General features: G+C 61.8%; 18 protein-coding genes. 10 read left to right on the top strand and 8 right to left on the bottom strand.

Annotation, left to right across the window (positions count from 1 at the left end; genetic code table 11):
* Positions 1 to 11: 11 nt before the first annotated feature.
* From IP85_RS16385 to IP85_RS16340, 10 genes are all read left to right on the top strand, one after another.
* Positions 12 to 2933, top strand: coding sequence for a monovalent cation/H+ antiporter subunit A (locus IP85_RS16385; RefSeq protein WP_348625564.1), 2922 nt, complete (start codon positions 12 to 14; stop codon positions 2931 to 2933).
* Entirely contained in the window at positions 2933 to 3271 is a 339-nt protein-coding gene (locus tag IP85_RS16380) for a Na+/H+ antiporter subunit C (RefSeq protein ID WP_054150753.1), read from the top strand. The genes IP85_RS16385 and IP85_RS16380 overlap by 1 nt, the downstream gene beginning before the upstream one ends.
* Complete coding sequence (locus IP85_RS16375; protein ID WP_054150752.1) at positions 3268 to 4908, top strand: monovalent cation/H+ antiporter subunit D; 1641 nt, start codon at positions 3268 to 3270, stop codon at positions 4906 to 4908. Before IP85_RS16380 ends, IP85_RS16375 begins: the two co-directional genes overlap by 4 nt.
* Positions 4905 to 5381, top strand: coding sequence for a Na+/H+ antiporter subunit E (locus IP85_RS16370; protein ID WP_054150751.1), 477 nt, complete (start codon positions 4905 to 4907; stop codon positions 5379 to 5381). The genes IP85_RS16375 and IP85_RS16370 overlap by 4 nt, the downstream gene beginning before the upstream one ends.
* Positions 5378 to 5659 (top strand): K+/H+ antiporter subunit F, encoded by a 282-nt coding sequence (locus IP85_RS16365; RefSeq protein ID WP_054150750.1) that lies wholly within the window; start codon positions 5378 to 5380, stop codon positions 5657 to 5659. Before IP85_RS16370 ends, IP85_RS16365 begins: the two co-directional genes overlap by 4 nt.
* Entirely contained in the window at positions 5656 to 6021 is a 366-nt protein-coding gene (gene mnhG / locus IP85_RS16360; RefSeq protein ID WP_054150749.1) for a monovalent cation/H(+) antiporter subunit G, read from the top strand. The genes IP85_RS16365 and mnhG overlap by 4 nt, the downstream gene beginning before the upstream one ends.
* A gap of 161 nt (positions 6022 to 6182) precedes the next feature.
* Positions 6183 to 8957, top strand: a complete 2775-nt coding sequence (locus IP85_RS16355) for an insulinase family protein (protein ID WP_054150748.1) — start codon at positions 6183 to 6185, stop codon at positions 8955 to 8957.
* A gap of 82 nt (positions 8958 to 9039) precedes the next feature.
* Positions 9040 to 9561, top strand: a complete 522-nt coding sequence (locus IP85_RS16350; protein ID WP_054150747.1) for an RNA polymerase sigma factor — start codon at positions 9040 to 9042, stop codon at positions 9559 to 9561.
* Positions 9562 to 9654: 93 nt separating this feature from the next.
* Positions 9655 to 10650, top strand: coding sequence for a FecR domain-containing protein (locus IP85_RS16345; protein WP_054150746.1), 996 nt, complete (start codon positions 9655 to 9657; stop codon positions 10648 to 10650).
* A 121-nt stretch (positions 10651 to 10771) separates the two neighbouring features.
* Complete coding sequence (locus IP85_RS16340; protein ID WP_082347771.1) at positions 10772 to 13687, top strand: TonB-dependent receptor plug domain-containing protein; 2916 nt, start codon at positions 10772 to 10774, stop codon at positions 13685 to 13687.
* A gap of 87 nt (positions 13688 to 13774) precedes the next feature.
* Here the strand turns inward: IP85_RS16340 and IP85_RS16335 are convergent, their stop codons facing one another.
* Genes IP85_RS16335 through IP85_RS16300 form a run of 8 tightly spaced genes read right to left on the bottom strand, consistent with a single transcriptional unit; the run spans position 13775 to position 20761 of the window.
* Entirely contained in the window at positions 13775 to 15115 is a 1341-nt protein-coding gene (locus IP85_RS16335) for a sigma-54 dependent transcriptional regulator (protein ID WP_054150744.1), read from the bottom strand.
* Between the two features lies 1 nt (position 15116).
* Positions 15117 to 16556 (bottom strand): HAMP domain-containing sensor histidine kinase, encoded by a 1440-nt coding sequence (locus IP85_RS16330; protein WP_054150743.1) that lies wholly within the window; start codon positions 16554 to 16556, stop codon positions 15117 to 15119.
* Between the two features lie 59 nt (positions 16557 to 16615).
* Positions 16616 to 17857, bottom strand: coding sequence for a monovalent cation/H(+) antiporter subunit G (locus tag IP85_RS16325; protein WP_054150742.1), 1242 nt, complete (start codon positions 17855 to 17857; stop codon positions 16616 to 16618).
* On the bottom strand, positions 17857 to 18147 hold the full coding sequence (locus IP85_RS16320) for a monovalent cation/H+ antiporter complex subunit F (RefSeq protein WP_054150741.1): 291 nt from the start codon (positions 18145 to 18147) through the stop codon (positions 17857 to 17859). Before IP85_RS16320 ends, IP85_RS16325 begins: the two co-directional genes overlap by 1 nt.
* Positions 18144 to 18479 carry a Na+/H+ antiporter subunit E gene (locus IP85_RS16315; RefSeq protein WP_054150740.1) on the bottom strand — a complete coding sequence of 112 codons (336 nt, stop codon included), beginning with the start codon at positions 18477 to 18479 and terminating at the stop codon, positions 18144 to 18146. Before IP85_RS16315 ends, IP85_RS16320 begins: the two co-directional genes overlap by 4 nt.
* The gene (locus IP85_RS16310) at positions 18476 to 19981 is read right to left on the bottom strand and encodes a Na+/H+ antiporter subunit D (RefSeq protein WP_054150739.1); all 1506 of its coding nucleotides are present in this window, start codon (positions 19979 to 19981) and stop codon (positions 18476 to 18478) included. Before IP85_RS16310 ends, IP85_RS16315 begins: the two co-directional genes overlap by 4 nt.
* Complete coding sequence (locus IP85_RS16305) at positions 19974 to 20360, bottom strand: NADH-quinone oxidoreductase subunit K (RefSeq protein WP_054150738.1); 387 nt, start codon at positions 20358 to 20360, stop codon at positions 19974 to 19976. The genes IP85_RS16310 and IP85_RS16305 overlap by 8 nt, the downstream gene beginning before the upstream one ends.
* Positions 20357 to 20761 (bottom strand): MnhB domain-containing protein, encoded by a 405-nt coding sequence (locus tag IP85_RS16300; protein WP_054150737.1) that lies wholly within the window; start codon positions 20759 to 20761, stop codon positions 20357 to 20359. The genes IP85_RS16305 and IP85_RS16300 overlap by 4 nt, the downstream gene beginning before the upstream one ends.
* Between the last annotated feature and the right edge of the window lie 4 nt (positions 20762 to 20765).

Genomic DNA, 20765 nt, shown 5'->3' with positions numbered 1-20765 from the left:
ATGGATTTGGGATAACGCTGGACGCTTCGAGTCTTTTGCTTCTGCTGCTGGTTCTTCCGTTCCTCGGCAGTCTTGGCTCGGCTTTCATCCTCAACACGACGTCCCGTGATCTTCCGGTCTTCGTTGCAGGGGCAACGACGCTCCTGACCCTGATCCTGACGGCTTCGGCCTACCCGTTCGTGATGCAGAACGGCGTTCTGCGGTTCACGGCCGAGTGGCTGCCGCAAGTCGGGCTAAATTTCTCCCTGCGGCTTGATGGCTTCGCCTGGATCTTCTCCATGCTGGTCACGTCGATCGGCTTTCTCGTCATCCTCTATGCCCGCTACTACATGGGCAAGGATGACCCCATCCCGCGCTTCTTCTCCTTCCTGCTGGCCTTCATGGGGGCGATGCTTGGCATCATCGTCTCGGGCAATGTCATCCTGCTCTCGATCTTCTGGGAACTGACCAGCATCTTCTCCTTCCTGCTGATCAGTTACTGGCACACGAATGCCGCAGCCCGCGACGGTGCGCGCATGGCACTGACGATCACCGGTATCGGCGGTTTCTGCCTGCTGATCGGCATGCTCCTCCTCGGCAAGATCGTCGGCAGCTACGATCTCGACAAGATCCTGGCTTCAGGCCAGCTGGTGCGCGAACATCCGCTCTATCTGCCGACGCTGATCTTCATCCTGCTCGGTGCCTTGACCAAGAGCGCCCAGTTCCCGTTCCATTTCTGGCTGCCCAATGCGATGGCAGCCCCGACGCCGGTCTCCGCCTTCCTGCATTCCGCGACCATGGTGAAGGCGGGTGTCTTCCTGCTGGTGCGCTTCTGGCCGGTGCTGTCAGGGACCTATGAATGGTTCATTCTCGTCGGCCTTGCAGGCATCTCGACCATGCTGCTCGGCGCCTTCCTGGCGATGTTCCAGCGTGATCTCAAGGGTTTGCTCGCCTATTCGACGATCAGCCATCTCGGCCTGATCACGACGCTCCTCAGCCTCGGAAGTCCGTTGTCGACGGTGGCGGCGATCTTCCACATGCTCAACCACGCAACCTTCAAGGCCTCCCTCTTCATGGCGGCCGGGATCATCGATCACGAGACGGGCACGCGTGACATGCAGCGGCTGAGCGGCCTCTATCGCTTCATGCCGGCAACGGCCACGCTCGCCATGGTCGCCAGCGCCGCCATGGCCGGCGTGCCCCTTCTCAATGGCTTCCTGTCGAAGGAAATGTTCTTTGCCGAAGCTGTCGAGACCCACGCGGATTCCTGGCTCGATGTGATCCTGCCCTATGTCGCAACGCTGGCTGGCCTCTTCAGCGTCGTCTACTCGCTTCGCTTCATCCACATGGTCTTCTTCGGCCCGCTGCCGAAGAACTTGCCCATAAAGACCCCGCATGAGCCGCCGCGCTGGATGCGCGTTCCCATCGAGATCCTCGTGGTGGTCTGCCTCATCGTCGGCATCGTGCCCGCGATTTCCATCGGCCCGTTCCTGCAGACGGCCGTTGAGAGTGTGCTGGGTGACCAGACCCCGGAATACAGCCTCAGCGTCTGGCACGGCATCAACGTGCCGCTGCTCATGAGCCTGATCGCCCTTCTCGGCGGCATCGGTCTCTATGTGGTGATGCGGGACTACCTGTCACGTTGCGAGGATGGGCCGCCCTATCTCCGTTGTCTGCGTGGCCAGCGCCTTTTCGAACGGGTCCTGGTTACCGTCTCGTGGCGCTGGGCGCGCCTCGCGGAAAGCCGGCTCGGCACCCGCAATCTGCAGCCGCAGCTCCGCTGGATCGTGGTCAGCGGCTTCGTCGCGGCAGCCCTGCCACTCTATTTCTCGGGTTTCGAACGCAGGCCGATCGTCTTTTCCGCCATCGATCCGGCTTTTGGCCTTCTCTGGCTGGTCGGCATGGCGCTCGCCATCGGCGCCGCGGTTTCTGCCAAGTACCATCGTCTGGCAGCCCTCATCATGCTCGGCGGGGTGGGGCTGATCGTCTGCATGACCTTCGTCTGGCTATCCGCGCCTGACCTTGCGATCACCCAGTTGCTGGTCGAGATCGTCACAACGGTCCTGATCCTTCTCGGCTTGCGCTGGTTGCCGAAGCGCAGCCCCGACCGAGGCGAGGTCATGACCCTGAAAAGCCGGTTCCGGCGTTTCCGCGATCTTTCACTGGCGATCGCCTGCGGCATTGGCATGTCGGTCGTTGCCTTCACGGTGATGACCATGCCGGTGCCGGATGCGATTGCCACCTACTTCCTCGAGAACGCCTATACGGAAGGCGGCGGACGCAATGTCGTCAACGTCATCCTCGTTGACTTCCGCGCCTTCGACACCTTCGGTGAAATCGCCGTCCTCGGCATCGTCGGCCTGACCGTCTATGGCCTGCTGCGCCGTTTCCGTCCGGCTGATGACAGCATGGAACTGCCGGAACAGCAGGTACGCCAAAACCGCTTCGATGCAGACCAGCCGGAACGGTCGCCGGGCGACATGATGCGCGACTATCTGCTCGTGCCTTCGGTGCTGATGCAGTGGCTGTTTCCGGTCATCATCACGCTTTCCGTCTATCTCTTCATGCGCGGTCACGACATGCCCGGCGGCGGCTTCTCGGCCGGCCTCACCCTGTCGATCGCCTTCCTGCTGCAATATCTGGCGGGCGGCACGCGCTGGGCGGAAGATCGTATCCGCATCCTGCCGTTGCGCTGGATGGGAGCCGGCATCCTCACGGTGTCGGCCACTGGGATCGGGGCATGGCTCCTCGGTCATCCCTTCCTCACCTCGCATTTCCGCTACCTGGATATCCCCCTGATCGGCAAGGTGCCGGCGGCCTCCGCGTTTCTCTTTGATCTCGGGGTCTTTTCGCTGGTGGTCGGCGCGACCGTGCTGATCCTGACGGCGCTTGCCCACCAGTCGATCCGCATCAACCGCCTGAGGGCACTTGAAGCCAAGGGGGAGAAGCGCTGATGGAACTCATCCTGTCGCTCGCCATCGGACTGATGACCACCTGTGGTGTCTGGCTCATCCTGCGTCCGCGGACCTATCAGGTGATCATTGGACTGTCGCTGCTGTCCTACGCAGTGAACCTCTTCATCTTCGGCGTTGGCGGGGTGAAGAGCAACATGCCGCCTATCCTGGAGAACGGCGTGGTGTCGACGACGCTGAGCGACCCCGTGCCCCAGGCCCTGGTGCTGACCGCCATCGTCATCGGCTTTGCCACCACGGCTCTCTTCCTTGTCGTGCTGCTCGCCGCTCGCGGACTGACCGGCAACGACCATGTCGACGGGAGGAACGAGAAGCCGTGATCGACTGGAGCCACCATCTCATCGTCACGCCGATCCTCTTGCCGATGATGACGGCAGCGATCCTACTGTTCATCGACGAACGCAACAGGACGACCAAGGCGCTGGTCAGCCTGACGGCGACGGTTCTGCTGCTCGCGAACGCCCTCGTTCTCTTCATTGTCGAGAGCGGACCGAACAGTTTCGAAAACGTCTATCTGCTCGGAAATTGGGCGGCCCCCTTCGGCGTCGTGCTCGTCATTGACGGGCTTTCGGCGATGATGCTGTTGTTGGCCGCTGTCCTCGCCATCGCCGCACTGGTCTTCTCCATGGCCAAGTGGCACGCCGTCGGAGCCCATTTCCACACCCTGTTCCAGCTTCTGCTGGTTGGCGTCAACGGCGCGCTGCTGACCGGGGACCTCTTCAATCTCTTCGTCTTCTTCGAAGTCATGCTGGCCGCCTCCTATGGGTTGCTGTTGCACGGCACGGGCACGCTGCGCGTCAAGTCCGGGCTCCACTACATCGCCGTCAACCTTGTCGCAGCGATCTTCTTCCTGATCGGGGTCAGCCTCGTCTATGGAACCGCCGGCACGCTGAACATGGCCGACCTTGCCTTGCGTATGCCCGAGATGGAGCCGGATCGCCTGATCCTGATGGAGGCTGGCGCTGCTGTGCTCGGCGTCGCCTTCCTGATCAAGGTCGGCATGTGGCCGCTCTGTTTCTGGCTGCCGTCCGCTTACAGCGCGGCTTCAGCCCCGGTGGCTGGCATGTTCGCCATCCTCAGCAAGGTCGGCATCTACGTCATCCTGCGCCTTACCATGCTGCTGTTCGGTGATGGTCCATCGGCCGGCTTCGGGGCGGAGGTCCTGCTGCTCGGCGGCATGGCGACACTCGTCTTCGGAACCATCGGCGTTCTCGCATCCCAGGCTCTGGGGCGTCTCGCCGGCTATTCGGTCCTCGTTTCCTCCGGCACGCTTTTGATGGTGCTCGGCATCAATGACGGTGTCGTCTCCTCCGGTGCCCTGCTTTATCTCGTGAGTTCCACCCTGACGATCAGCGCCTTTTTCATGCTGATCGAACTGGTGGAGCGCGGACAGGATGCGGGCGCCAACGTCCTTGCCGTCACCATGGAGGCCTATGGCGACGGCGAGGAGGCGGACATGGAGGACGGCGAGGGCACGACCATGCCCGGCACCATGGCGATCCTCGGTATCTGCTTTGCCGCCTGCGGCATTTTGCTCGCCGGCCTGCCGCCGCTGTCGGGCTTCATCGCCAAGTTCGCCATGCTGTCCGCCATGATGGGCACGGGCTCGATCGGGACGACGCCCGATCTTGCCGTCTGGACCCTGATCGTGCTGGTCATTCTCTCAGGCGTCGCGGCCCTGATCTCCATGACCCGTGCGGGCATACGCACCTTCTGGGGATCGATCGAAGGGGCTGTGCCGCGGGTACTCGTGGTCGAACTCGTTCCCGTGATGCTGTTGCTCTCGCTCACGCTCGGCCTGACCGTGAAGGCAGGACCGGCGATGACCTATATGGACACGACGATCCGGACACTCTCCAACCCGTCCGCCTATGTGGATGCTGTGCGCAATGCCCATGTGGTGAAGGATCAAAGCTCTTCCGGCACGACAGCAGGTGAGGGAGGAAGCGCGCCATGATCCCTCATCCACTTCTCAGCCTGGCGCTGCTTCTAATGTGGCTGCTGCTCAATGACTTTACCCTCGGACATCTGGTCCTTGGTTCTGTCGTGGCGATCTTCGGCGGTTGGGCCATGGCATCGCTCAGACCCGACAAGCCGAAGATAAAGAAGTGGTATCTGCTGCCCAAGCTCTTCCTGATCGTCTTCGTCGACATCATCCGCTCGAATGCTGCCGTCGCCCTGCTGATGCTCAGCGGCAAGCGCCGAAAACAGACATCGGGCTTCATCACGGTGCCGCTCGAAATCGAGCACCCCACCGCCCTTGCCATCATGGCCGTCATCCTGACCAGCACGCCGGGCTCTGCCTGGCTCGCCTATGACGAACGCCGGAAGACTGTCCTGATCCACGTTCTCGACCTGATCGACGAGGAGCAATGGGTCGCTAACATCAAGCATCGCTACGAACGCCTGTTGCTGGAGATTATCGAATGAGCGCCATCATTCTTTTCACCGCCGTCTCGATTGCCAAGGTGCTGCTCGGGCTCGCCCTGATTATCGCGGCCGTGCGCATCTTCATCGGCCCACGTGCCCAGGACCGCATCCTCGCCCTCGATGCATGTTATGTGATCGCCATGCTGATGCTTGTTACCTTCGGGATCGGCAGTGGCCGCACGGTCTATTTCGAGGCGGCACTGGTGATCAGCCTGTTGGGTTTCGTGGCAACCGTGGCGCTGGCCAAATTCCTCATGCGCGGTGAGGTAATCGAATGACCATGCCAGTCGCCGATCTTCCGCTCTGGGTCGTCATCGGCGTTTCCGTGCTGCTTCTGCTCGGCTCGGGCCTGACGCTGCTCGGTGCCATCGGGCTTTTGCGCCTGCCAACCTTCTATCAGCGGATCCACGCGCCAACCCTCGGCACGAGTTGGGGCACGGGCGCAATCATGCTGGCCTCGATCCTCTACTTCTCAGTCGTCGGCTCGCGCGCCGTCCTGCACGAGATCCTCATCGGTGTCTTCGTCACGCTGACGACCCCGGTCACCCTTATCCTGCTTGCAAGGGCAGCGCTGCACCGCGACCGCACCGAAGGCAATACGTCCGTTCCTTCGGCCAATCCGCCGCAAGATCAACCCTGACCCTTGCGGAGAGGGGCGGGCTCCGCTGTTTCCATCGAATGCCCCCTTGGGAAGCTCCGAACACAGCACTTGTGATCAATTGTTATAGTTGATAGTTCCATTCATCTTTTGGAGGTGGTCGCGTCTTGCGACGATCCGATCCCCCTTGTTTGGAACTTCACATGCGCCTGATCTTCATTGCGGTCCTCTCGCTGCTTTGCCTTTCCTGCCCTTCGGCCGCACAAGACACCGGTTGGGACCCGCGCATTGCGACCGGGACGCTCGACAACGGCCTGCGCTACTTCCTCCATGACAGCGGCAAGGAGACGGACCCCTTCAATATCCGCCTGATCGTGCATGCCGGTTCGGTGGACGAGCCGGTGCCGAGCGGCATTGCCCATATCCTCGAACACATGGTTTTCCAGACGAACGATGCTCGTGGACGCTCCATGCACGAGGAGATCGAGGCGCTCGGCTGGCGAACCGGCGTCGAGATTAATGCGGTGACGCGGGAGGCCGAGACACAGTTCATGTTGCGCACCCGCCCTGATGATGTGCTTGATCTTGCGGGATCGCTGCAGTTCATGGCCGATCTGGTGATGAAGCCGGCACTGGAGGCTGAGGACTGGGAGAAGGAGCGCTTCGTCATCCTCGAGGAACTGCGCCAGACGGTAAGCGTCGCCGACCGGGTGAGCCGCCTGAAGAAGGCCGCCCTGCGCACGGGATCACGTTATGTCGACCGGCCGACAATCGGCACCCATGCCGGCATATCGCGCACCTCGATCGAGGAGATCCGCAGCTTTTATGAAAGCTTCTATCGCGCCTCCAACATGACGCTGATCGTCTCCGGCCGCATTGACAAGGAAGCAGCACGTGATGCCATTGAGAGGGCTTTCGGTCCTGCACCGAGGTCGCCCGCACCGGAGCGCGACTACCGTGTTTTGCCCCTGAAGCAGGGTCTCAACGTCAACCTGGTGCAGGACGAGCAGGGCTCGAGCTCGCAGGTAACCTATGCCCTGCGGCTGCCCATGCCGAACCGGCTGACGGATGCGGGACAGATCGCCTATCTGCAGCAGTATTTCCTGACGCGGTTGATCCGCGACGCCGTGCAGGCGGAGGCACCGTATCATGCGACGGTCACTGACAGCCTCGGCTTTGCGGCGCAGGAAACGACCGAGGAGCGGCTGATCCTCGCGTTCAACGCCCGCACCGACAACCACGCAGCAGCTATACCTGTGCTGATGGAAACACTCGAACGGCTGCGGCGTGACGGTGTGGCGCGCGACGGGTTTGAAAGCCTGATGATGCGCGCCCGCGCCATCAACGAGAACAACAGAAAAGCAGCCGAGAACCGAACCTATGCGGAATGGGAGGACCGGATCGCCTCTGCGGTTCTGACCGGCTCGGTCGTCGATGATCCCGCAACCCGCACGACCCGCACGGCCGCTCTCCTCGATCGCATCACGTTCGAGGGTCTCAATAAGCGCCTGCGGGAGATGCTGGCAGCCGAGGATCAGGTCCTGTTCTACCAGGTGCCGGGCGGCGTTTCGGTGACGCTGCCGACGGTTGCCACCGTGGAGGCGGAACGGGCGCGCTGGGCGGCCATGGCTGACCTTCCGCCACGCCAGCCACGGACACCAGAACCTGAGATTGCGACCGCCGCACCCGTATGGCCAGCCGATCGACAGGTGGCCAGATCGGGCCGCATCTCCGCCGAGCGCCGCTCCGGAAATCCCGATGTCATCGAATGGACGCTGTCAAACGGGGACGTGGTGGTCTGGCTGGTGCGGGATACGACGGATGGCAAGGTTTATCTCTCGGGCCAATCGCGCCCGGGATACCTCAACAGCCTTTTTCCAAGCTCGGCCTCCCAGGCGGCGGTCCAGCTTTTTGATCAGAGTGGCTTCACCTTCTGGAGCCAGTCCGAACACGATCTCTGGGCAACGGAGCAGACGCAGCAGTGGAGCATCGCGCTCAAGGAAAGCAATCTCGACGCTGGCATCGCTGCAGCCCCGGCCGATCTCCCGGCCCGCCTTGAGACCTATGCCGCAAATATTGCTTTCGGCGGCGTAAGGCCGGAAGCCGTCGAGGCCCTGCATGCGCAGATGAACGACCAACGGCCGGATGAGGTTGCCGCACAGCGCACCAAACTGCTTTACGGCGAAGCAGGTGCGGTCGATACGTTGCAGGACCTGAGGCAGGTGGATGCGGAAGAGTTGAGCCACATCGCCCGCACCCACTTTCAACAAACGGTGACCTGGTATGCCGTCGGCCCCGAGCCCGGCTCTGAGATCCGCGACAGCTTCGCCTCCGTGATCGGCGCCGTCCCGCGTGCGGCCTCGATGACGACGGAGGTCGCCCTGCAAAGGGCCGGGCGGCATGCGGCTCAGGTCGAAGTCTTCTCCGACGATCGCGCACGCGTCGAGATTTCCTTCTTCGCCGGGCTCGACTGGACGCCGGAGGCAAGTTTCGTCATCTCGACGCTGACGCCGATTGCCCAGCAGAACCTGAAGAAGGAACTGCGCAATGTTCTCGGTGGCATCTACAGCCTCGAATTCGAGCTGGAGGCCGATCCCGATCAGGATCGTGTTCTCGGCACGCTCGCCTTTTACTGCGCGCCGGAACGCACGGAGGAACTGACGCAAGCCGCATTTGCCGTACTCTATCGCATGCCGGAGATTGCCAGACAGGCGGATGTGGAGAAGATCCGCTCCGACATCGCCTTTGCCGAAGAAAGTCGTCTGACCGATCCCAACACCTGGCTGCGCCGCCTTGCTCTGAGCCACCGCCGCTACGGTGACGCGGGCTATCTGCGGCGCATGCAGGGCCTTGGCGAGCGGGTCACGGCGCAAAGGCTTGTCGCCCATGCGAACCATATCTTCCGCACTGAAGATATCGCCGTCCTCACCAAGCTTCCGCTTGGCACGGCCGCCAGGCCGGAACGCGAGGTCGAATGACGGACATGCCGGCCCGGGCGGAGCCATTGCGCGCTTGGCTGAGGCTGGCGTCGTCGCTCGTGTCCTTCGGCAAGGGATCGTCATGACCGGCGATACGCAGAGGCTGGACGACGCGTTTCTCGGCATGCGGCAGTCGCTCTACCGGGCGATCCTGCGGATCGTGCGCGACACGGCCGAGGCCGAGGAGTTGACGCACGACGCCTATCTGAGAGCGCGTCGGGCGCTCGACCAGGGCACGCCTGGCAATATCGAGGCCTTTCTCTGGCAGACTGCTCGCAATCTCGCCCTCGATCATCTTCGCCGGCGCAAGGTGCGGGCCCTGCATGAGGAGCGGGAATTCCAGGCGGCCGATACCGTCGTTGTCGCCGATCCCCAGCCGAGCATCGAAGATCAGGCCATCCAGCGCGACCTGGTCAAGGCCTTCAATCGTGCGCTGCTGACGCTTCCACCGCGCGCCCGTTCGGCCTGGTGCCTCAACCGGCTGGAAGGCCTTGCCTATCCCGAGATCGCCAGAAGGCTGGGTGTGTCGCCAAACACCGTGTTCAACGACATGAAGATGGCCATGGCCGTCCTCATGGAAATCCGGGAGAAGATGGAGCGATGAGCCGCGTGCACGGGCGCGAATCTGCAATTTTTGGGAGGAGAACTGATTTGAAACGTCATCTATTAACATGCACCATTTCAGCGGAAGACCGTCATGCACGCAGTGACTGAAAACGAGGATCAAGCGCGCTATCGGCATCCGGACCCGATAATAGACCAGGCGCTCGAATGGGTGTTGAAGCGGCAGGCGGGGGAGGTCGATCAGGATGCGCTCGATGCCTGGCTGGCCGAAGGTGCGGACAGGGGCGCGGCTTTGGCGCGGGTGCTCGCGCTCTATGAATGTCCCGCATTGACCGTGGCTTCCGCGCAGACGGCGACGGCATCGCTGCTGCCGGTCGAGGCCATCAGACACTCGCCGGCTATCGCCCGGCGCTCTCCGCGTCTGTCGCTCGCGCTCGCAGCCTCGATCACCGCCGCCATCGTCGTGCCACTGCTTGGAAGCGACTGGCTCCTCGGCTTGCAGGCCGACTATCGAACCGCTGCCGGCGAGATCGTCGCGGTCGATCTGCCCGACGGCTCCCGCATGCAGATGAACAGCCAGACGGCAGTCCGCCTCGATTTCGAAGATGGCAGGCGGGCCGTGCGGCTTCTCGAGGGTGAGGCCTATTTTGAGGTGGCGCATGACGCTGTCCGGCCGTTCAGCGTGACAGGGGCCTATGGCACCGTGACGGTGACGGGCACGGCTTTTGATGTGGCGCGCGGAGATGCAGAAGACGTCGTGCATCTGGAAAGCGGTCGCGTCGTCTTGACCCGCGATGGCGAGCATTCGAGCCCGGTTGCCATGACGCCGGGCCAGACGGCGGCCGTCGATCGCACACGGATCGCATTCCTTCCTCAGGGAGACGATGAAAGCCGGCTTGCCTGGCGCGAAGGCTGGATCCAGCTTTCCGCCATTCCCTTGCGTGACGCCCTCGTGGAGATCGGACGCCATACTGATCTCACCATCGTCACTCTGCCGGCCGCCGCCCTTGAAACCCCCGTCAGCGGCAGCTTCCGCATTGCCGAGGCAGATGCCGCACTCGATAGCGTGGCCACCGCCGCAGGGGCGCGCATCGAGCGATTGCCGGGTGGAATCTTATTCATTCGCTAAAGTCTCAAGTTTTTTTGTGAGACCGGCCGGGCTGACACGTCATCCCCATCAGAGCCGACGCGCATGACGCGCGGCGGCGGGGTGACAACAGGGTGACAAGGGCTTCCGGCCCGGGATCAAGATGGCAGAGCGTAGAGTATCGGTCGGCAAGCGCAGGCTTGCCATGTTCATGGTGTCCACGGCACTGGTTTCGGCTTCGGCCGGTGTATTTGAGGTTCGAGCGCAGGATGCCGGGACAAGTCCGACGACGAACGGTCCCCGGGCGATCTCGATCCCTGCGCAGCCGCTCGATGCGGCCCTCAGGGCCTTCACGCGTCAGACGGGCTGGCAGGTCGGCTATGCCGCAGCCCTCGTGTCTGGCCGGACCTCAGCGGCCGTCGCCGGCGAAACCGATCCGCTGGTTGCACTGCGCGCCCTCACTGCCGGTGCCGGCATCGAGATCCGCGTGACAGGCACCCGCACCGCATCGCTGGTTGCCGAAGGCACGATCGACGAAGCCGCTGCTGCCGGCACGACCGTTCTTGAGGAAATCACGGTGTCGTCCTCCGGCGGCGGCGTGAAACTCGGAACCGAGAGCGCAGGCGATACCGGCACCACCGTGATGGATTCGACCCAGGTCGGAATTCGCACGAGCAGCGGGGATGCCAACAGCTTCCTGCGCGGTCTGCCCAATGTGCAGTACCAGAACGATACCAACGAGAATGCCGGCGTTGAAAGCCAGGCACTCCTCAACACCAAGCCACAGGAAGTCTCGATCTCAGGCGGGCGAACCTATGAGAACAATTTCATCCTGAACGGCATCGGCATCAACACGATCACGGGGACCGAGGAGCCTTACGACACCGGCAATCGCGGTGAACTGTCTGACGACGATACGGCCTACAATGCTGATCGCATTTATGGCTTGCATTCACAGACGGTGTTCGTGCCCACGGATTTTGTTGAATCCGCAACGGTCATCGACAGCAATGCGTCGGCCCGTTACGGCGCCTTCCAGGGCGGCGTTGTCGAGTACGAACTGATGCAGCCAGCAACCGACAGGCTGAGAGCATTTGCCTCGGTGGAATACGAGAGTGATGACCTCGTCAAATACAATCTCGCGACAGAGGATGGTCTCAATCCGAATGCCATAGGTGAGCCGGAATTCTACAAGAAGAAGAAGGCCTTCTCGGTCACCGGTCCGATCACGGACAATATCGCTGTCATCGGACAGTACAGCGTGACGGATGCCTGGACCAACAAGGCGAAGAACTACATCTACGGCGACGAGCTCGTGCAGTCCGAATCCAAGAACGAGTTCTACCGGTTCCAGGCCAATGCGGAGACGGATCTCGGCCTGTTCAAGCTGGAAGGCATTCACACTGACTACTATCAGGATTTCGAGTCAGACGATTACCGGGTCCTTGAGATTGATACTGCGACCCGGACCTATGCAGGCAAGCTGGAGAACTTGTACGAGTTCGAGGATTTTTCGCTCGGTGGCGTAGCGCTTTCCAACGTTTCTCTGACCAGCAAGATAACGGCATCGAAATCCGACGCGCTCAACCTCGGTGGCGATAACACGATCCGCAACTGGATCTCGACCTACTGGCGCACCATTTCGGGGACAAGAACCAAGGTCTTCGAATCGAGCATGCTCGACTGGTGCCGCGTCGATCCGACCTCGACCACCACCACATCTTGCCGAGAAGGCGGAATGGGCAAGGAGCGCGGTCAGGGGCAGGAAAGCTACACCTGGTCCCAGGCTCTGGCCGGCGATATCGGGAATGGTACTTTCCGGACCGGCTACGAGTTCGGCTACACTGAGGCTCACCGATGGCGGGCAGAAGACTATGTCAGCTACACCTACAACGTCGCTCAAGCCTATACGGCCTTGAGGGCTGCGAACATATCGACCTTTACCTGCAACACGACGGAAGAGTGCTACGGCGAACAGTTTGCGTATAGCAAGACGGTCCACAAGGCGTACGATATCCATGCGCAGATCATGCAGGCAAACGCCTATCTGGAGCTCGACCAGACCTTCGACTGGCTGAACCTCCGCCCCGGCATCCGTTTCGACTATGACGACTATCAGGGCAACCTGAACATATCTCCGCGCCTGGTTGCGACGGTAACGCCGATGGAGGATTTCAGCATTTCCGGTGGTTTCAACCGGTATTACGACGCTGCCAATCTTTCTTACGCAATTCGGAACCAGCAACCACGCGTCACGACCTACTCAAGGCAGCCGAGCTCCACAGGTGCCGTCGGGGATTTCGCAACGACGCCGACGCAAACCTATTACACCCTTGATGCTGCGGATCTGAAGACGCCTTATACGGACGAGTTCACTGCCGCGATCAACTTTACCGATCCTTTCACCGAGGGTGAATGGCGCTTTCGTTATCTGCATCGTAGTTCTCGTGATCAGTATTCCTCGCGGACGCCCACAAATACGTCCTATGTGCTGACCAACAATGCCAAAGGCTCGTATGACTCCTTGACGGCCGAATATGCGAAGGAACTGCCGACAGCCACGTGGAACCCGGCGGACAACTCGCTTCTTGCAGCCTCGATCACTTGGGCAGACAAAAATGTCTCAGCCGACAGCTACTTCGTCGACGAAGACGATCTGGAAAAACGGATTTCATACAAGGGAACATCCTACACGCAGGCTGGATTCAACGCCGTCACCGGCAACATGGACATTCCGCTGCGCGCCCAGGTCGGTCTCTCCGGCAGTTTCTTCGACGAGCGGCTGACGCTTGGTCTCGCTGCCAACTACAACTTCGCATATGATGGCGTCGAAGACACCGACGACAACGAGAGCATTGATGGAGTGCTGCATGACATCTGGGATGACAAGGCTTTCGCTGCCGTGCTGACCGTCGATTTGAGCGGCTCTTACAAGTTCGCATCCGTGGACGACCATGGAATGACCCTGAACTTCAAGGTCGTCAATCTCTTCAACGAGCTTGGCAACGCAAAGTCATCCAACGGCAATCCCTGGGTCATCGGCCGCACTCTCTGGGTCGGCGCCTCTGCAGAGTTTTAGGCCGCCCTCGGCGCATAGGACACTGCCGCTGCCACGCAGCGGCAGTGTGTCTCCGACCGCCAGGGAGCCTGACCAAGGCTAGACGCCTCAGATGTCGTCGGGGCTGATGTTCAGGCGTCGCATCTTTTCCCACAATGTCGTTCGCGACACCCCAAGCGCTTCGGCAGCCTCCTTGGGCGATCCATTGGCGCGAGCCAGTGCCGCCTTGATGTGAGCCCGCTCGGCGGCGTCGCGTACGTCGGCGAGTGTGGCATTCGTGTCTTGAACGACGCCTGACTTGGTATCCGTCCGGGCTAGTCCCTCGGGGAAAAGTTCAGCCTCGGACAGGACACGTCCGTCACCCATGGCAACGGCGCGGTCGACGCGGTTGATCAGTTCGCGGATGTTTCCGGGCCAGCGGTGGCGCTTGGTCGCTTCATGTGCTGCCGCGTCAACGACGATGCTGCCGTGCCCAAGCCTTGATGCTGCGGCAGATGCGAAGCTCTCAAGCAGTGACGACAGCTCTTCATGTCTTTCTCTGAGCGGCGGCAGCTTGCAGGCGATGACATTGATGCGAAACCAGAGATCCTCGCGGAACTGGCCCTCGGCCACCATGGCGCCGAGATCCTTGTTGGTGGCGCAGACGAGACGTGCTCCGAATTTGCGTGTCTCGCTTCCCCCCAGCCGTCGGAATTCCCGCGTTTCCAGAACGCGCAGCAACTTCACCTGCAGCACGGGCGACAGATCGCCGATCTCGTCCAGAAACAGCGTGCCTTCGTCTGCCTCCTCGAAAAAGCCGCGATGCATGCCCGAAGCGCCGGTAAAGGAGCCGCGCTCATGGCCGAAGAGCAGCGAGTCCGCGAGCTCTGCAGGCAATGCGCCGCAGTTGACCGGGACAAACGGCAGGTTCTTGCGCGGGCCGGCCTCATGGACATAGCGGGCCGCGACCTCCTTGCCGGTTCCCGTCTCGCCGAGGACGAGGACCGGCAGATCGATTTCGGCTGCCCGCAAAAGTGTCGCGCCGATCTTGCGCATCGCGCTGCTGCCGGAAAATGCCGCCCCAACCTGTGGGCCGCTGCTCTTGCGGCGGCTGATACCCTGCAAGGTCTCGACAAGCTGATCGAGATCGAAAGGTTTGCTGACGTAATCGACCGCGCCGTCCCGCACCAGGCGAACGGCCTGATCTATGTCGCCATAGGCCGTCATGAAAATGACCGGGACCAGTCCGAAGCGTTCGAAATGCCGGCGCATGATGGTCTCGCCGTCGCCATCCGGCAGCCGGATATCCGAGAGGATGATGTCGGGTGCCCCAGCCTTGAGCGCTGCATTGGCTTCTGCCGCCGAACGCGCCCATCTGACGGTGAAGCCTTCCAGGGTAAGTCTTTGTTGCAGCGACTGGCCAAGCGTCGCGTCGTCCTCGACCACCAGTATGCGACCTGCCGTCACCATGTCATGTCTCCGCTCCGCCCTGCTGCGCCGTCGCCAGCGTCAGCTGGACATTCGTTCCCGTGTTGTCGCTGCGGATCGACAAATCAGCTCCAATCCGCTCCACCAGGGAGGCGACGATCCAGATCCCGATGCTGCGCTCCACGGGGATGTCGTTGACACGGCCCGAGATCATGGCGGCGACGATCTCGGGCGGCATCCCCGGTCCCTCGTCGGCGACGCTGAGCACAACCGTCTGGGCATCCTTGCGGGTGAGGGAAACGGTGACGGTGGATCCTGGCGGTGATGCGCGAACGGCATTCAGCATCAGATTGATCAGGATTTGCCGGAGCGCATCGACATCCACCCGGAACTCAGTCGGCTCCTCGAACATCCAGGCAAGCCCGACGCCGGCTCGTCCCGCTTCCGGAGCGATCAAGATCTCGAGGTCGCGAATATCCTGAGCGGTGATCATTCTGGATCCCGACCGCCGGCGATAGGTGGAGAGCGTGACGTCGACCACGCGGCCGATGCTGTCGAGCCCGTTCTCCAGAAATGCCAGCGTTTCCTTCCGCACATCCTCGCGGTCGCCAAAGCGCTTCAGCGTGGAGATGCCGTTCTTCAGCCCGGCCAGCGGATTGCGCACCTCGTGCGCGATGCTGGCTGCCATGCGCGCGAGAAGACCGTCGCGTTCCTGCTGCGCCATTTGTTCGAGGATGGTGACCCTCTGGGCTTCCGATTGCTCGCGCATCGCCAGAGCCGCTTCCAGCTGGCGCAATTCGTTGCCGCGCCGCCAGTCGGCCCCGTTTGTCGAGGAACCCTCCGGATCGGCCAGCCGGTCGATAAACTGATCGAGTGGTTTGAGCGAACGCCGTGTTACGACATAAGCCGCAGCCGCAGCGATGATGGCCACCAGGATGTCGATCCCGATTGCCGCATTGGACGCGGCATCCGTGGCCGCCTCAAGCGGCTGCGTGTCAAAGGTCGCGGCGAGATAGAGGCGCCCCTCGGCCATTCCGTAGCTGCGTGCAACCAGAAGAACGGATCTGTCTGGAACCAGTCGCGGACTGACGTCGCCAGGGCTGTTGGCTTGCGCCTCGTTCAAAGCCTGATCGAGCAGGTCTCCATCGCTTTCCGCCAGCGCCACCGTGATCGTTTCGCCCGACGTGTCGGTCCAGCGTGCCGCGATGCTTTCTTCGAGAAGCGCGGTGCGAAACTCAAGCGACGCCGCGAGGGTCCGCTGCACGGATTGCCGGGCATCTGCCTCTTTGATCTCGGCAGCAATATTGCCGGCGACGGCATCGAGGAAGACCAGCGCCTGATCGCGCAGGCCCGTCTCGTTGCTCGACCGCAGAGCCATGATGCCGATCTGGGTCGTGCCGACTGCCACCAGGAACATCGCGACTGCCACGAAGAGTGGCAGTGCGACGGAGAGAGGCAGTTTGGGACGCGAAAGTGAGGACATGCAGATTGATTAGACCAACTCGCGCTTGACCTGCCAGCACATTATTCCAGCCCGAGCCCTCACCGTTCCATGATCAGGACGTCACCTGCCATGTCGGGTGCGATGCGGTCGAGCCATGGCGCGCCAAACCAGTTCGTCCGCAGTGGCCGTGGTGTACGGCCCAGCACCACCGCACGTACACCGACGATCCCGGCCGGTATGGCGCAGACACTGTCCGGTGCGGCATGGCGGGTATAGCTGCAACCGAAACGGTCTGCGATCTCGGCAAATCCGGTATCCTTCAACTGCTTGTCCGCAACATGCACGATCTGCGTCACCTGCCAAATACCATTGAGAAGCGCCCATTCGACGAGCGGGGCCAGGTGATCTTCGCCACAATCGCGAACCACCAGCGTCCGTGCCGTGTCAGGCAAAGGCGTCTTGCCTACGAATAGCACCGGGCCGCTATGGCAGCTCGGCAGACGCAAAAGGCCATCCGGATCCCAGGTGGTGCGGTCCATCCGGGCCTCGACCTGATGATGGAACCAGCCCTGGCACGGCAGAACGAGGACGGTCTGGCCCGGCTGTGTCTCGCAGCGGAGAATAGCTTCGGGATCGCCTTCATCGTAGTGCAGGATTGAAGCCACGTCCGTCGCCGCCGTCACGGATTTGAGATCGCTGATGGCGTCGCTCGCCCGCTCGCGGATCAACCGCCGCACGCGCGCCTGATCGGCTGCGGCATGGATCGCATGCGTATCGATGATGGTGAATGCCGAGAGGCTCGCCCCTGTTTGCTTGGCAATGGCACAAGCACGTTCCGCAACGTGAGCAACCTGTCCGTCGATGACGGCGAACCGGACCGCCTCGAGTGCCGGCAACACCGGCATGTCGTTTCGTGGCGCCGGTTTCGGTACGGGCGATCTGGCTCGCTCGTCGACCGTTAGTGTTATCGGAGTGACGGGATCCCAGCCGCTTCGCTTGCCGAGCGACTGGTCGGCCCGCGTCAGCACGCCGTCAAGGGCGTCATCGCCCGAAAGCGTCAGCTGCGCACCTGAGACATAGGCGGCGCGACCCAGGAGATGGCCAGCGACCGGAACGGTAAGCAGCAGGAAGACCACGGTCAGGATACCCATTACCGTCGCGTCCAGCGCTCCATGGGCGATGACGCTGCCGATGATCACCAGGCCTGCACCCAAGGTGCCGGCTTTGGTGGCGGCGTGCATGCGCTGGAACGGATCGGCAAGTTTGATGACGCCGTAGGCGGCGATGCAGAGGAACACGACACCGACAAGCTTGAACAGAATGGACAGGATTGCGAGCATCACGCATCCTCCTTTTTCTTCTCGAGAAGAGCAGACAGCGAACACGTCGCAAGGAACCCGATCAACGCGATCCCGAAGGCGACGTCGAGGAATTCGCGCCGGCCGGTGACGATCATCGTCAAGGCGGCGATCGCGACGGCAATGCCGGTCAGCATGTCCAGCGCAATGAAGCGGTCGGCATAGCCGGGGCCCGTCACCATGCGGACGGCCGCAAGAAGCAGCGGTACCATCAGGACGGCGATCATGATGGCGGCAAATGTTGATAGAAACCCATCCAGAAGCGCAATCATCCTTCGATCTCCTTTATGCGTGTCTCGAACGTGTTCTTGATGCTGTCCACCACCGCATCGGGCTGTGGCGCATCCAGAACGTGAACATAGAGGGTGCTCAGATCCTCGCTGACATGCAGCGAGGTCGTGCCGGGGGTCAGGCTCACGCAGTTCGCAAGCGCCGTAACGCCCGCTCTGCTGCGCAGATCAAGCGGCACGGCGAGGATCGCCGGCTTGAGCTGCGAGCTGTCGCCAAGCACCTGACGGGCGACGGCAATCGACGAACGGACGAGTTCGTTGGTGAAGACCAGTCCAAGTGTCATGGACCTGCCGATACGATTGACGAGGGTCATGGCGTCACTCCTGCTGTGGTGCTTTGGTCGATGATGGCGCCAATCAGCTCGGTACGGTTGCCGATGCTGTCGGCGGCGAGGTTTGAGAATGCGACCAGAGGTTCCGGATTGATGCCGATGGCCAACGTGATGGCTCCAAGCACCACGATGGGCGCCATCATGGCAGCCGGCACATGGCGCACCCGGGTCTTGCGCACGGGCTCTTTCCAGAAAGCCTCGATCCAGATCTTGCTCATCGAGAAGATCGTCAGGAGGCTGACGAAGAGCGCGATGCCTGCCAGCCATGCCTCATCCCCCTGGAAGGACGCGTCGACCACCATCAGCTTTGCCCAGAAGCCGGAAAGCGGCGGAATGCCGGCCAGAGACAGGGCAGGTATGGCGAAGAGCACGGCCAGCCACGGCGAGGACTTCATCAATCCCCCGGACTTGCGCAGATCAAATGACCCGGTCGCCCGGTGGATGGCGCCTGCGATGAAGAACAGGTTCGCCTTCACGACGATGTGGTGGATGATGTAGAAGACCGCGCCGGCCATGGCGAGCGGCGTCGCGATCGCAAGGCCCAGCATGATGTAGCCGATCTGGCTGATGATGTGGAACGACAGGATACGGCGCACATCCCACTGCACGGCCGCCCCGAAAACGCCGAACAGCATTGTGCCTGCGGCAAACACGCCGATCAGTGGCTTCAGGGTCCCGTTGTCGACTTCGAACAGCAGCGTGAAGACGCGGAAGAGTGCGTAGACCCCGACCTTGGTGAGGAGTCCTGCGAACACCGCCGACACGATGATCGATGCCGTGTGGTAGGAGGCGGGAAGCCAGAAGAACATAGGGAAGAAGCCGGCTTTGATGCCGAAGGCGAGCAGGAACATCATCGCCGACAGGGTAAGCGCAGCCGACGATTCCGTCTGCGGCAGGACCATGGCCAGATCTGCCATGTTCAAGGTGCCGGTCGCACCGTAGAGCAACCCGATCGCCATCAGGAAGAGGATGGTCGAAAGCAGGTTGAGAACGGCATATTTGATCGCCCCGTCGATCTGGGCGCGGGTCCGGTCCAGCGTGATCAGGCCAAGTGTTGCGATCAGCATCACTTCGAACCAGACATACAGATTGAAGATATCGCCGGTTAGAAATGCGCCATTGACCCCGATCATCAAACCCAGAAAGAGGGGGTAGAAGCCGGAACGAACCTGGCGCTGGCGAAGGTCAGCGACGGAGAAGATCAGGGCGCAGAGCGCCAGAAGGCTCGAGATCACCACCATCGCGACGCTGAAGCGGTCCGCAACGAACACGACGCCGAAGGGTGGCATCCAGCTTCCGAAGGTCTTGGTCAGGATACCGCCTGCAATCACTGCATTGGCGAGGACGAGGGAAGCGCCGAATGTCAGGATCATCACGGTGAGCGCGATGATGCGCTGCACCTCCGGCCGCGAGTGAAAGGCGGCAGCCAGCGCCGCTCCGATGAGCGGTAAGACGACGGGCCACAGGAGAAGCGTGTCAGCCATTGCGGATGGCCTCCTTTTCGAAAGGCGAGCCAAGAGCTTCGGCATCGTTATGCTCGTCGGTAAAGACCGAGCCGAGCGTGTAGTAGGCCTTGAGCACGAGGGCTGCGGCGAACGAGACGAGTGCAAAGCCAATGACGATCGCGGTCAGGATGAGCGCCTGGGGCAGGGGATTTGCAGCCCCTTCGCCCAGCGTCTGTGATCCCGGTTCGATGACGGGGGGCGCTGTGAACTGCAGGCCGCCTGCAATGAAGATCAGAAGGTTCGCTGCGGTGGACAGCAGCACGACCCCGAACAGGATGCGCATCACATGGCGCGACAGGAGGAGGTAGATGCCGGCACCCATCTGGGCGGCAACGGCAAACGCGTAGATCAGGCTCACTGTTCTACTCCTTCATAAAAACGGAAAACCAGGGAAAGCACGCCGCCGATAACGACCATGAAGACGCCGATATCGAAGACGGTTGCGGTGCCGAGATGCGTGGAGCCGAGCTTGAACCACCAATGGGTCAGGAACGATCCATCCGAGATCAGGCCGGGTATGCCGCTGGCGAAGGCGAGCACAAGACCCATGCCGATCAGCACGACCGGGTGGACGATCAGCGCCTTGCGGGCCTTCGCCACGCTGTCGGAGAGAGCAAGCAGGGCAAAGGCGAGAGCTGCGAACAGCCCGCCGATGAAGCCGCCGCCTGGCTCGTTATGGCCGCGAAACAGCATGAAGACAGCCGCGCCCAGCAGAAGCACGAAGAACAGGCGGGACATGGTGGAAAAGATGACGGACATGGTC

Source organism: Rhizobium sp. AAP116, assembly GCF_001295785.1.
Classification (GTDB): Bacteria; Pseudomonadota; Alphaproteobacteria; order Rhizobiales; family Rhizobiaceae; genus Allorhizobium.
Note: the sequence above shows the minus strand (reverse complement) of the source record. Positions and strands in the feature narration are given on the sequence as shown.